General features: G+C 39.9%; 10 protein-coding genes and 1 pseudogene. All 11 read right to left on the bottom strand.

Translation table 11 applies throughout. The features are described from left to right. Nucleotides 1-100: 100 nt before the first annotated feature. Nucleotides 101-385: a 30S ribosomal protein S19 gene (rpsS, locus tag RSTT_RS00705; protein WP_015423098.1), complete on the bottom strand. Its 285-nt coding sequence runs from the start codon at nucleotides 383-385 to the stop codon at nucleotides 101-103. A gap of 27 nt (nucleotides 386-412) precedes the next feature. Continuing rightward, entirely contained in the window at nucleotides 413-1240 is an 828-nt protein-coding gene (gene rplB / locus RSTT_RS00700; protein ID WP_096525317.1) for a 50S ribosomal protein L2, read from the bottom strand. A 191-nt stretch (nucleotides 1241-1431) separates the two neighbouring features. Continuing rightward, the gene (gene rplW / locus RSTT_RS00695) at nucleotides 1432-1722 is read right to left on the bottom strand and encodes a 50S ribosomal protein L23 (protein WP_096525316.1); all 291 of its coding nucleotides are present in this window, start codon (nucleotides 1720-1722) and stop codon (nucleotides 1432-1434) included. 38 nt (nucleotides 1723-1760) lie between these two features. Further along, on the bottom strand, nucleotides 1761-2381 hold the full coding sequence (rplD, locus tag RSTT_RS00690; protein WP_015423095.1) for a 50S ribosomal protein L4: 621 nt from the start codon (nucleotides 2379-2381) through the stop codon (nucleotides 1761-1763). A gap of 411 nt (nucleotides 2382-2792) precedes the next feature. Next, nucleotides 2793-3476 carry a 50S ribosomal protein L3 gene (rplC, locus tag RSTT_RS00685; protein WP_096525315.1) on the bottom strand — a complete coding sequence of 228 codons (684 nt, stop codon included), beginning with the start codon at nucleotides 3474-3476 and terminating at the stop codon, nucleotides 2793-2795. Between the two features lie 32 nt (nucleotides 3477-3508). After that, nucleotides 3509-3835 (bottom strand): 30S ribosomal protein S10, encoded by a 327-nt coding sequence (gene rpsJ, locus RSTT_RS00680; protein WP_096525314.1) that lies wholly within the window; start codon nucleotides 3833-3835, stop codon nucleotides 3509-3511. A 169-nt stretch (nucleotides 3836-4004) separates the two neighbouring features. Then, nucleotides 4005-5204, bottom strand: a complete 1200-nt coding sequence (tuf, locus tag RSTT_RS00675) for an elongation factor Tu (RefSeq protein ID WP_015423092.1) — start codon at nucleotides 5202-5204, stop codon at nucleotides 4005-4007. 14 nt (nucleotides 5205-5218) lie between these two features. Next, nucleotides 5219-7303, bottom strand: a complete 2085-nt coding sequence (gene fusA, locus RSTT_RS00670) for an elongation factor G (protein WP_096525313.1) — start codon at nucleotides 7301-7303, stop codon at nucleotides 5219-5221. A gap of 357 nt (nucleotides 7304-7660) precedes the next feature. Beyond that, nucleotides 7661-8140 (bottom strand): 30S ribosomal protein S7, encoded by a 480-nt coding sequence (rpsG, locus tag RSTT_RS00665; RefSeq protein WP_015423090.1) that lies wholly within the window; start codon nucleotides 8138-8140, stop codon nucleotides 7661-7663. Nucleotides 8141-8487: 347 nt separating this feature from the next. Next, entirely contained in the window at nucleotides 8488-8883 is a 396-nt protein-coding gene (gene rpsL, locus RSTT_RS00655) for a 30S ribosomal protein S12 (RefSeq protein WP_015423088.1), read from the bottom strand. Beyond that, nucleotides 8870-13609, bottom strand: a pseudogene (gene rpoC / locus RSTT_RS00650) (DNA-directed RNA polymerase subunit beta'); the annotation flags it as partial. The pseudogene rpoC and the gene rpsL, both read right to left, overlap by 14 nt. Between the last annotated feature and the right edge of the window lie 37 nt (nucleotides 13610-13646).

The raw sequence follows: 13646 nt of genomic DNA, 5'->3' as shown, positions 1-13646 counted from the left end.
CTTTTATATTTAACAATAACAGCACGTGTGCAGACGACAACTAACACCGCATCTCTGAAAGAGTAGCACAGCCCAGTCGCACATTTTCGTTCACGCTTGTTTATACAAGAGAAGTCTCTTGCTTTGTCATTCCGCCATGACCTTTAAAAGTCCTTGTCGGAGCAAATTCCCCTAATTTGTGCCCTACCATTTGTTCTGATATAAATATCGGAAAAAACTTTTTGCCATTATGTATCGCTATCGTATGTCCGACAAATTCCGGAGTTATAACACTTGCTCTTGCCCAAGTTTTAACAACTTTTCTGTCGCCGGTTTTATTAAGCTTTTGCATTTTCTCAAAAAGCTTTTCATCTACGTAAGGTCCTTTTTTTGTTGAACGACTCAATCTACTCCCCCTTATCCTGATTAATTCTCAACTTTTATTACGGCGGCTAATTATTACCCAGTCCCAGATTTTTTTAGGTCTTGTCTTAAAACCTTTAGCAGGCTGGTTCCAAGGACTTCTGGGCTGGTTATTGCCTTTTGATCTACCTCTACCACCTCCATGAGGATGGTCGACGGCATTCATTGCAGTTCCGCGCACATGAGGCTTTCTGCCCATGTGTCGGCTTCTTCCCGCAGAACCCAGTGTAATATTTTCGTGGTCTAAATTTCCCACCTGACCGATTGTCGCATAACACTTCACACGGATAAGTCTTATCTCACCGGAAGGCATTCTTACATGAGCGTAATCGCCTTCTTTAGCAAGAATCTGCGCTGCAACGCCGGCAGAACGGACAAACTGTCCCCCTTTACCCTCCACAAGCTCCAAATTATGCACAAAAGTACCCACCGGGATATTTGAAATAGGAAGAGAATTTCCCGGTTTTATACCTGCATCCGGGCCGGACACAAGTAAATCCCCGACATTTACGCCTAAGGGGTAAAGTATATATCTTTTTTCACCGTCCAGATACTGCAGAAGAGCTATACTGCTTGAACGGTTAGGATCGTACTCTATTGACATTACTTCCGCCGGAATATTAAATTTATCACGCTTAAAATCAATAATTCTATAAAATCTTTTATGACCACCGCCTCTAAAACGAACCATTATTTGTCCGGTATTATTGCGGCCGCCTTTTTTCTTTATTATTTTTGTCAATGACTTTTCAGGACTTGTTTTTGTAATATTCGAAAAACTTGAAACTGACATATGTCTTCTTGACTGCGTATACGGCTTAAATGTTTTAATCGGCATTGCTTTTTTCCTATTATCGGGACTTTTATTTTACCTACGCCCATATTTGCTTCTTTAAAAACAAATGCTGTTTTACTCTGCTATGCTTCCAATACCTCAAACTCCGCGCCTACCTGCACATGTAAAATGAGATTTTGAAAAATACAATACATTTGTATTACTTCATAAAACCCTGCCTGAAATCAGATCTATCAGACTTTGTCGGCTAATTGAATCTCCTGCCCTTTGCCGAGTTTTACTATTGCTTTTTTCCAATCGCTCCTGTAGCCAGCAGCATACCTGCCGACTTTCAGGCTTTTTCCCATGCAGTTTGAAGTATGCACACTCTTTACTTTTACATTAAATAGAGTTTCGACAGCATACTTTATCTGAAACTTATTTGCGCCTTTATCTACCACAAAAGTATATTTATTGCTTTTTTCTTTCATAAGTACAGCTTTTTCCGTTACTATCGGTCTCTTAATAATGTTTCTGATATCCATTTTATTCCCTAAATAACAAAATATAACTTATCTCAAACTTATGCGGATTGTCTTTCCTTTATTAAATCAACTGCTTCGGGAGTAATAACCAGTTTATCAGCCCAAAGAACTTGATATGCGTTGATATTTTTAATATTTTCAACTATGACGTTTTTTATATTTCTTGCCGCAACTTTAAAATCCGTATCGCTGGGAATAGCAAAGACAATTTTCTTGCCTCCAACTTTAAGATTTTTTATGAGTTCCGCTACTTTTTTTGTTTTAACTTCGCTAACTTTCACCGAATCGACAACAATTATATTGCCATTTTTAAGCTGCGCGGAAAATGCCATATCTAAAGAAAGCTTTTTTTTCCGTTTTGATATTTTTGTATAATAATTTCTGGGTTGCGGTCCGAAAATGATACCGCCTTTTCTCCACAGTGGGGAATTTTTTTGCCCTGCACGGGCATTGCCTGTGCCTTTCTGTTTCCATGGTTTTGCTCCTGAAAAAGACACTTCGCCTCTCGTTTTTGTTTTATGTGTACCGGCTCTTAGGTTATTTAAATACGCCATCGTAACTTCGTGCAAAAGTGCGACTGACACTTTCTTACCAAAAAAATCAGGAAGCTCTATTTTACCTTTTTCCTCACCCTTTGCATCATAAACTGTTGTTTCCACTTTTCTTTCTCTCTCTTATCTTTTCCCGAACGCTTTCCGGGGAAAAATTATTCCACTTTTAATATGAGAAACCACTTTTTTAAATCCTAAACTATGTTTACTGCAGCACCATTGAAATCTGTCAAACGCATATTCATCTTTTACATCAAGCCAAATCTTTCAACTGCCAATTTAACATCTCTCCCGCACCTTCCGCCTTGCAGCTTACTCTTTTGCAAAAAGAAAGGGAGACATTCCAAAAGTGTTATATGTCGTCTATGCTTTAGGTCATATCTATCTTTTTGACCACTGACAACAGGACTGTGAACTGACAAATCGGGAAAATATGTCGCGCAACTATTACTGCAAAACGTCTTAAAATGTACTTAACTGCAAATCTTAAATTAAATTAAGTAGTATGCGGCAATAGTGTTACTTTTTCTTAACCTTTGTTCCTTTATGTGCCACCGCGACAAGAACTTTCGGAATTTTTTTAAGCGTACTGCTTATAAATAATGTTCCCCTATTAGCAGAAGGAACTGAACCCTTGATAAGCAAAACATTTTTTTCGGCATCAACATTTACAATCAGCAGTTTCTGCACCGTAACATATTCATTGCCCATATGTCCGGACATTTTCAGTCCCTTTAAAACTTTCTGAGGACCCTGCGCACCGCTTGAACCTCTCGACCGAGTTCTGTCAGACTGACCATGAGAGACGGGCTGCATGCCAAAATTATGTCTCTTAATAACTCCGGCATAACCTTTGCCTTTTGTAACTGCAGAAACATCAACATAATCACCGGCTTTAAACGCATCCGCTTTTATCTCATGACCGACAGAAAATCCAGCTACTTCAGAAACTCTGAACTCTTTGAGGGTTCTTTTGTATGAAAGATTATTTCTCTTAAAAAAGACTGCTTGAGCTTTGTTAAGTCCTTTTTCTTTTATTTCCCCAAAACCAAGTTGAACAGCAGAATAACCGTTTTTTTCAACCGTGCGTACATCCGTAACGACGCAATGTCCCACTTCCACTACTGTCACAGGCACGAGATTTCCTTTTACATCAAAAACCTGTGTCATACCTATTTTTTTTCCAATGATAAATTTTAACATATTTTTTCTCTGCAATCAAATATTTTTAAAGACTACACTTTGATTTCAATATCAACGCCCGCTGGCAAATCAAGTTTCATAAGTTCATCCACAGTCTTTGAAGAAGGTTCACAAATATCGACTAATCTTTTGTGAATTCTCATTTCAAACTGCTCACGCGACTTTTTATCAGTATGAACGGACCTATTAACTGTATATTTCTTTATGTTAGTAGGCAAAAGCACAGGTCCTGTTACAGCCGCACCAGTACGCCTTGCCGTTTCTACAATTTTTGCAAGAGAATCATCTAATATTTTATGATCATACGACCGCAACTTAATTCTCAAACGTTGAGTCGGGACTGCTTTTTCATTTACCATAGATTTTAATCCTGTTTATTTAATCTCCGTTTTATAACATAATACTTAAGCGTCGATTATTTTACATTCAAGTCGTATCCAAACAATAAAGCTTCTTTCTTATTAAATCTAATAATTTCTCCACCCAAATCTTTCACTCACACAAACATAATCAAAAAAAAACCTCTCTCTATTCAACTATCTCGGTAACAACCCCAGAACCTACCGTCTTCCCACCTTCCCTTATCGCAAACCTTAACTGCGTCTCCATCGCCACAGGCATTATCAACTCTATATCCATCGTCACATTGTCCCCAGGTATCACCATCTCCACACCTTCAGGCAAATGCGCTATTCCCGTCACATCCGTCGTCCTAAAATAAAACTGCGGACGATACCCATTGAAAAACGGCGTATGTCTCCCTCCTTCTTCTTTAGTCAGCACATATACCTGTCCTCTAAACTTCTTATGCGGCTTTATTGAACCCGGATACGCTATTACCTGTCCTCTCTCCACCTGATTCTTCTCTATCCCTCTCAACAGCATCCCTATATTATCCCCTGCCTGCGCTTCATCAAGCAGCTTTCTGAACATCTCTATACCCGTCACCACCGATTTCCTCGTCTCCTGTATCCCCACTATATCCACATTCTCTCCTACTCTCACTCTCCCTTTTTCTACTCTCCCCGTCGCTACCGTCCCTCGCCCTGTTATCGAAAATACATCCTCAACACTCATCAGAAATGGCTTGTCAACATCCCTCGCAGGCAACGGTATCGTATTATCTACCGCTTCCATCAAACTCATTATCGAATCCACTCCATCCTGCTTCCCTTCCAACGCACCTAATGCACTCCCTCTTATTATCGGCGTGCTCTCCCCAGGAAAATTATACTTCGTCAGCAAATCCCTAACCTCCATCTCCACTAAATCCAACAACTCCTTATCCTCCACCGCATCACATTTATTCAGAAATACTACCACTGCCGGCACATTCACCTGCCTTGCAAGCAATATATGCTCCCTCGTCTGCGGCATCGGACCATCAAGCGCACTCACCACCAGTATCGCACCATCCATCTGCGCCGCTCCCGTTATCATGTTCTTTACATAATCAGCATGACCAGGACAATCTATATGTGCATAATGCCTATTCACCGTTGAATATTCCACGTGACTCACCGCTATTGTCACTATCTTTGACGCATCTCTTCTCCCTTGCGATTCTGACGCCCTCGCCACCTCATCATAACTAATGTACTTCGCTAACCCTTTATCACCCAATACTTTCGTTATCGCCGCCGTTAACGTCGTCTTACCGTGATCTACATGCCCTATTGTCCCTATATTTACGTGCGGTTTACTCCTCTCAAATTTCTCTTTTCCCATTTTTATTTCCCCTCTTATCCTCTAGTCGTTCTTTCTAATATTTTATCAGCAATCTGACTTGGAATTTCTTCATAATGCGAAGGTTCCATACTGTAATTTCCCCTACCCTGAGTAAGAGAACGTAGCGTAGTTGAATATCCGAACATCTCCGCGAGAGGTACGTTCGCTTTGATATGCTGCTGCACCTTATTTTTTGATTCCATACTGACAATTTTGCCGCGCCTTGAGTTCAAATCACCTATTACGTCGCCCATATATTCTTCCGGGACAATCACTTCGGTTTTCATTATAGGTTCTAAAATAACGGGACTTGCTTTCCTGCAGGCGTCTTTAAAAGCCATAGAACCCGCAATTTTAAATGCCATTTCTGACGAATCAACTTCGTGGAACGAACCATCGATAACAACCACTTTTACATCCACTACGGGGTATCCCGCCAAAGTTCCCGAAGTCATCGCTTCTTTAATGCCTTTGTCTATCGCCGGTATATATTCTCTCGGTATTACTCCACCTACGATTTTATTTACAAACTCATAACCTTTGCCGGGATCCTGCGGCTCAACAGTTAGAACAACGTGTCCATACTGTCCGCGTCCTCCGGTCTGCCTTATATACTTTGATTCGGCTTCTTGCACTTTTCTTATTGTCTCTCTGTAGGCAACCTGCGGTCTTCCCACATTTGCCTGCACATTAAATTCTCTTTTCATTCTGTCAACGAGAATTTCAAGATGAAGTTCTCCCATTCCCGCTATAATCGTTTGATTAGTTTCCTCGTTCGTTCTCACTCTGAAAGTAGGATCTTCTTCAGAGAGCCTGTTTAAAGCTATGCCAAGTTTTTCTTCATCGGCTTTAGATTTTGGTTCAATTGCGACATCGATAACCGGAACCGGGAAATCCATAGATTCTAGCAGTATCGGTTTTTCCTCATCGCACAGAGTATCTCCGGTGCCCGTATTTTTTAAACCTACAGCTGCTGCAATATCCCCCGTATTAACCGATTTTACTTCCTCTCTGTTGTTTGAATGCATACGGACTATTCGCGAAATTCTCTCTTTTGCATCTTTTATGGGATTGTAAACGTACGAACCGCTTTCCAAAGTTCCGGAATACACTCTAAGATACGTAAGTTTTCCTATATAAGGATCCGCCTGAATTTTAAACGCAAGCGCGCTGAAAGGTGCTTTGTCGTCAACTTCTCTACTGTCTGTTTCACTGGTCACCGGATTTATTCCCTTAAATGCTTTTCGGTCAAGCGGCGAAGGCAGGTAATCGCAAACTGCATCAAGCATAGGCTGCACGCCTTTATTCTTAAAAGCCGTCCCGCAAAGCACCGGAATTAATTTTATTTGAAGAGTCGCATTTCTAATTGCCTGTTTTATCTGAACTGCCGTAGATTCTTTTCCTTCCATAAAATTATTCATTATATCGTCGCTGTAATCCGCGATAAGCTCTATCATCTCGCTACGCGCAGCATGAGCCTTTTCTTCCAGTTCTTTTGGAACGTCCGTTATGTCAAATTTTGCACCAAGTTCTTCGCCCGACCATATATGAGCTTTCATAGTCACTAAATCAACTATACCCTGAAAACTCGATTCCGCACCTATAGGAATCTGAACAGGAATAGGCTTCGCCCCAAGCTTTTCTTCTATATCGTTTACAACCATAAAAAAATCCGCACCTACTTTATCCATTTTATTTGAGAAAACAATTCTCGGAACGCCGTATTTATCAGCTTGTCTCCAGACAGTTTCAGACTGCGGTTCAACTCCGTTTCCTGAATCAAACACAACAACCGCTCCGTCCAAAACCCTTAAAGATCTTTCAACTTCCGCGGTAAAATCAACATGCCCAGGTGTATCGATAATATTGAACTGCATATCCTGCCATCTACAGTATGTAGCGGCAGAAGTGATTGTGATACCTCTTTCTTTTTCCTGTTCCATCCAGTCCATAGTGGCAGCGCCTTCATGAACCTCGCCAATTTTATGCGTTCTTCCCGTATAGTACAAAATTCTTTCCGTCGTCGTCGTCTTACCAGCATCAATATGAGCCGCAATTCCAAAATTTCTAACTTTATTTAACGGATATTCCCTAGCCATATTTATAAACCTTTATATTTTTATTATACACTTTTTATCTGTACTGAACTATATTTTCATTTGCATTTTGTTTATACTATCAAAATTACCGACTTTGCCGTACGATTCAACAACACTGTCCGCTAAGCGAGTAAAATAGTCTCGCCTTTTACCATACAAAAAATAAACCAAATATTCAGAAACCACACTGCATTGCAATAGTATTTGGTTTATCAATAACTTTACAAAACACTTTGCTTCGTCATTCCCAATCTAAGATTATTCATTATTCCAACCATAGCACAAGAACCGAGGCTTGCTACGCCGAAGTTTACATATTAGTATCGAAATATAACAAAAAAAATATCAAAGTAAAAATTACCAGCGGTAGTGTGCAAACGCCTTATTCGCTTCCGCCATTTTGTGCGTATCTTCTCTCTTTTTTACCGCAGCACCTTCTTTCTTGCTGGCGTCAATAATTTCCTGAGCAAGTTTTTCTCTCATCGGTTTTCCGGTTTTACTTCTTGCAATCCCTATAAGCCAGTTAATAGCAAGAGTTGTAGAGCGAATTACGGGAACTTCCATAGGAACCTGATATGTAGCTCCGCCGACTCTGCGCGGTCTTACTTCAAGGAGCGGTCTTATATTCTCTAAAGCTCTGTTAAAAACCGAAACGGGATCTTCACCCGTTCTTTCTTTTATTATATCAAAAGAACCATACATAATTGATTCTGCTATACTTTTTTTACCTTCAAAATTGAGTTTACTTATAAATCTGGCTATCTGCACCGAACCAAACTTTGAATCCGGTTCCGGCAGACCTCTTTTTTCTTTCGGTTTTAACGCTTTGCGTGGCATATTGTCCTCTTATTACCTAATTTATTTCTATATATTTATATTATTCATCATGCCAAACCCAATTAAGTATACTATTTTTCTATATCTTTCACACTACAACTCTTATCTTGTGATATTCGAGCGGATAAGTATTCACACACTCAACTATCATCGACACAAACATATGAAGCACCCAAAACAAAGTGCTACCCTACCACAAACATTTTCAGCAATAATCATCCTTGCTTCTTTCCTCGGGCACTTCCAACTCTTTCCTGCCACAAACTTGCATTTGTCAGCAACATCAACACCGTCTCTGCCCATAAACAAAACAAAAACCAATAAGCGCAATAAAATAACACAGAGCATTACTTCGCTGAAGCTGTTTTAGCCACTTTAGCCTTTTTAGCCCCGTACTTGCTCCTTCCCTGTTTGCGTCCGTCAACCCCGGCTGTATCTAAAGTTCCTCTTATAATATGATAACGTACACCCGGCAGATCTCTTATACGTCCGCCACGGATAAGCACAAGAGAATGTTCCTGAAGATTATGTCCCTCTCCCGGTATATATGAAGAAATCTCATACCCCGACGTAAGTCTTACTCTTGCAACTTTTCTCAAAGCAGAATTAGGTTTTCTAGGAGTCACCGTATAAACTCTTGTGCAGACGCCTCTTCTCTGCGGACAATTCTTAAGCGCCGGCGATTTTGTTTTTTTTATTATGCCTTTTCTTCCATTCGTTATCAATTGATTAATTGTTGGCATCGTTTTGTTCCCTCGAATAAAATTTATTGTTATCGCCTATATCAACCGCCGCAAGTCCTGTTCCTGCAGGTATCAGTCGACCTATAGAAACATTCTCCTTTAATCCTTTCAAATAGTCAACCTGCCCTGAAATAGCAGCTTCAGTTAAAATTCGCGTTGTTTCCTGAAAAGACGCGGCAGAAATAAATGAATCTGAAGACAATGAAGCTTTTGTTATGCCTAAAAGAATAGAATGAGCAATTGGAGCTTTTCCTTTTTTCCCTTTAATGGCTTTTCTGTCAATTTCATATTTGTACCTTGAAACAATTTCACCGTTAAGGTAGTGGCTGTCTCCTGAATCAGTTATTCTTACATTAGATAACATCTGTCTTACTATTATTTCAATGTGTTTATCGTTAATTGACACACCCTGAAGCCTGTAAACCTGCTGAATTTCGTTGACAAGATATTCTTGAACTTCTTTAGGACCTTTAACTTTAAGAATATCGTGCGGATTTATCGCTCCGTCGGAAAGCGCTTCACCTTCTTTAACTCTATCACCTTCGTAAACAACAAGATGTCGACCTGCACGCACAAGATAACTCTTTTTCATTTTTGTTTCAGGATTTTCAACCTCAACTTTTACGTTACCTTTTACAGTAGGTCCGACTAAATGAACTATACCGTCGATCTCTGAAACAACCGCGACGTTTCTGGGTCTTCTTCCTTCAAACAGTTCCGCAACTCTCGGTAGACCGCCAGTAATATCTTTTGTTCTTGAAATTTCCTGCGGAATTTTTGCCAAAATATCGCCGGATTTAACCCTGTCTTTGTCGCGTACAACAAGAGTCGTATCCACCGGAAGCGGATATTCCACGACACTTCCATCGTCTTTTTTAACAACAATTCTGGGACTTCTCCTATCAGAAGAATGCTCAATAATAACTCTTTCTATCTGCCCGGTTATTTTTGATTTTTCTCTCTGAAGAGTTACGCCGTCTTTTACATCAACAAAATTCACCGTTCCGGCAAATTCCGAAATAATCGGCTTTGAATGCGGATCCCACTTTGCTATCAATATGTCTTTCTTCATTCCTGTGATGGGATTAACTCTAATTTCAACTGTCTGCCCGTCATAAATTTTAATTACCGCACCATACGGTATCTGATAGATCTGTTTACGGTAAACTGGGTATTCCGTATATACAAGTTCCGCATTTCTGCTTAAAACTATAGTTTCGCCATCTTTATTCTGAATGGTTTTTAAGTTATAATAATTGACTGTCCCATTGTTTTCAGCGTAAACTTCCGAACGCTGAACAACGCGGCTTGCGGCTCCGCCGATATGGAATGTCCTTAGAGTAAGCTGTGTGCCGGGTTCGCCGATTGACTGCGCCGCCAGAATACCCACTGCTTCGCCCATCTCAACCTGTTCTCCGGTAGCGGGATTTACGCCGTAACATTTTGCGCACACGCCGTGTTCCGACTCGCACGTCAAAACACTTCTGATACCAATCTTATCAATACCCGCTTCAACAAGCTTCTCAGCTTTTTTAGGAGTAATAAGTTCTCCCCTCTTTATTATCAGATCGTCATGAACGATATCCACAACGTTGTCAAGAGCTGTTCTGCCAACGACACGTTCGTCTATTTTTTCAATTATTTCATCGCCGCAGCACAGTGTCCCGATAAATACTCCGTTTACTGTTCCGCAGTCTTCTTCTCTTACGACAACATCATGCGCTACATCGACAAGTCTTCTTGTTAGATAACCCGCTTCTGCGGTTTTCAAAGCAGTATCAGCCAAACCTTTGCGTCCTCCGTGAGTTGAAATAAAGTACTCCAACACCGTAAGACCTTCCCTGAAGTTGGAGATAATAGGAGTTTCGATAATTTCACCGATACCTCCCGTAAGCTTCTTTTGAGGCTTTGCCATAAGCCCGCGCATACCCGCAAGCTGTCTTACCTGCTGTCTTGAACCTCTTGATCCGGAATCCGCCATCATAAATATCGAATTGAAACGATTCTGTCCCGGCTTATAGGCTTTCGTTTCCTCTTTTCTCATTTCGTCAAACATTATATCCGAGATTTCGTCGGTAACTCTCGTCCAAATATCAATGATTCTGTTGTAACGTTCCGACTCGGTTATCAAGCCGAGCTTAGCTTGTTTTTCAATTTCGCTGATTTTTGTTTTTGCCTCTCTCACCATCTTTTCTTTTTCAGTCGGAACTTTCATTTCGTCTATAGAAATAGAAATACCGGCAAGGGTTGCGTATTTATAACCTATCCTCTTTATCTCGTCCAAAAGAACAGTAGTTTTAAACTGCCCCAGCTCTTTATAACATCTATCGACAAGTGCGACGAGTTCTTTTTTCGTCATACTCTTGTTCTGGTATTCTAAAGCGTACGAACCATCGTCATTTTTAGGAAGCTGTTCATTAAATATGATTCTTCCCACAGTCGTATAATTAATAATTTCTGTGTCGTCTTCAGATTTGCAGTTTTTCCATTTTGTAACATCTGGTTGTTCGTCATCATTATTAAGGTTTTTATCTCTTATACTTGTAATTCCAGCGACTTTAATTCTCGCCTGCAAATCTACTTTCTCTGCTTGATAGGCGCTAATAGCCTCGCTTACCGACGAAAAAACTTTTCCTTCACCCACGACCCCGTATTTTTCTTTTGTAAGATAGCAGTTCCCCAAAACCATATCCTGCGACGGAACGGCAATAGGTCTTCCGGAAGCTGGTGATAGTATATTTCTGGTAGCCATCATCAAAACTCTCGCTTCAAGCTGCGCTTCAAGAGATATGGGCAGATGAACCGCCATCTGGTCCCCGTCAAAATCTGCATTAAAAGCGGAACATGTAAGAGGATGAAGCTGTATTGACTTCCCTTCAACCAAAACAGGTTCAAAAGCCTGTATGCCCAACCTGTGAAGTGTAGGAGCTCTATTTAAAAGAACGGGATGACTCTGCGTAACTTTTTCAAGTATGTTCCATACTTTTAAATCACCTCTTTCAAGCATTCTCTTAGCGGATCTCAGCGTTATATTTTCCTGTTTTATCAACTCTTTTACAATAAAAGGCTTGAAAAGTTCTAAAGCCATTTCTTTGGGAATCCCACACTGATTTAATCTCAGATTAGGTCCCACCACTATGACACTTCTTCCAGAATAATCGACTCTTTTCCCCAGCAAATTCTGTCTGAAACGTCCCCGCTTGCCTTTAAGCGTGTCAGACAGAGACTTGAGTGTTCTGTTGCCGGCGCCCGTCACTGGTCTTATCCTCGAATCATTATCTATTAAAGCGTCGACCGCTTCCTGCAAAAGTCTCTTTTCATTATTTATCATAACGATGGGAGCTTTCAGTTGCTCAATGTGACGCAGTCTGTTATTTCTGTTTATTATTCTTCTGTATAAATCGTTTAAATCAGAAGTTGCAAATCTTCCACCGTCCAAAGCAACCAATGGTCTCAAATCGGGAGGGATTACCGGAAGAACGGTCAAAATCATCCACTCCGGTCTTGTCTGAGAATTCAAAAATCCTTCGACTACTCTGAGTTTTCTGAGAAGCCTCGCTCTTTCTGCATCCGATTTTGTCTTTTTAATCTCCGCATAAATGTTTTTCATTTCATCGTCCAGATTAATTTCTTCCAGAAGACTTCTCACTGCCTCCGCTCCGATATTAACTTTTAAACTGTCCCCGAAACCATTTTGAATATTATTTATATCGCTTTCCTCAAGCAGAACAAAACTATCAGACCTTGAAAAATTCTCTATAAAAGGAATTTTATTTTTTAATATCTCAATTCTAAGACACCCTTCATATTTTTTTAGAGCGAAGGAATCTTTTCTGAGGTCATTGTAAATTTTGTCTTTTTCAATATCAAAAAATTCTATCCTAATTTTTTTATCAGTCTCCGTTATTGAAACCGTAGAACTTTTTTCAAACTTTTCAGAAAGAATTTTTTTTATTTCTCCGTGGCTTGATGGATCCAAATCAATATAATAATACACTGAATGAGGTTTAAAATAAACTTTATAATAAATGTCACCTTTTTTGACATTTTCAAGAATCTTTTTTGCGGCTTCTTCGGTAGATATTCCCGCCGAATCAGCTTGACCTTTCACTAAAACTTTAAGCTGTTTCAAAGCTTTTGTCAAATTGGAATCGAGCTTTATTTCTTCACAAACAATACCGTCAAAAATATTTTTGAATTCTTCCTTTACTATGGGATTGTTTATTCCGCACTTAAACAAATTAAAATCTTCTCCTCCCATGAGCATGCCTTTCCTGGCAAAAAAAGAAATTCCCGATCGATCTTTTAAATCTCCCATTACTATATATTTCGCATAGTAAATAACCTTTTCCAAATCGGAAATTTTCATATTTAAAAGTATTCCGACTCTTGACGGCGGTTTCCTCAAAAACCACAAATGGGCTACGGGAACCGCAAGATTAATATGACCGAACCTCTCTCTTCTCACTTTAGACTCAGTCACCTCAACGCCGCATCTGTCGCATATCGTTCCCTTGTATTTTATATATTTATACTTTCCACAATGACATTCCCAGTCTTTTGTAGGACCGAAAATTCTGTTGCAGAACAAACCGTCTCTCTCGGGCTTAAACGTTCTATAATTTATAGTTTCCGGCTTTTTAACCTCACCGTAAGACCATGTTTTTATCTGATCAGGACTTGCAACGGACACTCTTACAGCGTCAAAACCAATAAAATTGGGATCGTTTGACTTTTTCTTTTTGATTTGAAAATTTATTTTA

It is taken from the genome of Candidatus Endomicrobiellum trichonymphae (assembly GCF_002355835.1).
Taxonomy (GTDB): domain Bacteria; phylum Elusimicrobiota; class Endomicrobiia; order Endomicrobiales; family Endomicrobiaceae; genus Endomicrobiellum; species Endomicrobiellum trichonymphae.
This window is presented reverse-complemented; position numbering and strand designations above follow the sequence as displayed.

Excerpts from the sequence above, each read along its gene's own strand:
- rpsJ (WP_096525314.1), bottom strand. The coding sequence starts at position 3,835 with ATGGTAAATGAAAAAGCAGTCCCGACTCAACGTTTGAGAATTAAGTTG.
- rplC (WP_096525315.1), bottom strand. The coding sequence starts at position 3,476 with ATGTTAAAATTTATCATTGGAAAAAAAATAGGTATGACACAGGTTTTT.
- rpsG (WP_015423090.1), bottom strand. The coding sequence starts at position 8,140 with ATGCCACGCAAAGCGTTAAAACCGAAAGAAAAAAGAGGTCTGCCGGAA.
- rpsL (WP_015423088.1), bottom strand. The coding sequence starts at position 8,883 with ATGCCAACAATTAATCAATTGATAACGAATGGAAGAAAAGGCATAATA.
- tuf (WP_015423092.1), bottom strand. The coding sequence starts at position 5,204 with ATGGGAAAAGAGAAATTTGAGAGGAGTAAACCGCACGTAAATATAGGG.
- rplW (WP_096525316.1), bottom strand. The coding sequence starts at position 1,722 with ATGGATATCAGAAACATTATTAAGAGACCGATAGTAACGGAAAAAGCT.
- fusA (WP_096525313.1), bottom strand. The coding sequence starts at position 7,303 with ATGGCTAGGGAATATCCGTTAAATAAAGTTAGAAATTTTGGAATTGCG.
- rplB (WP_096525317.1), bottom strand. The coding sequence starts at position 1,240 with ATGCCGATTAAAACATTTAAGCCGTATACGCAGTCAAGAAGACATATG.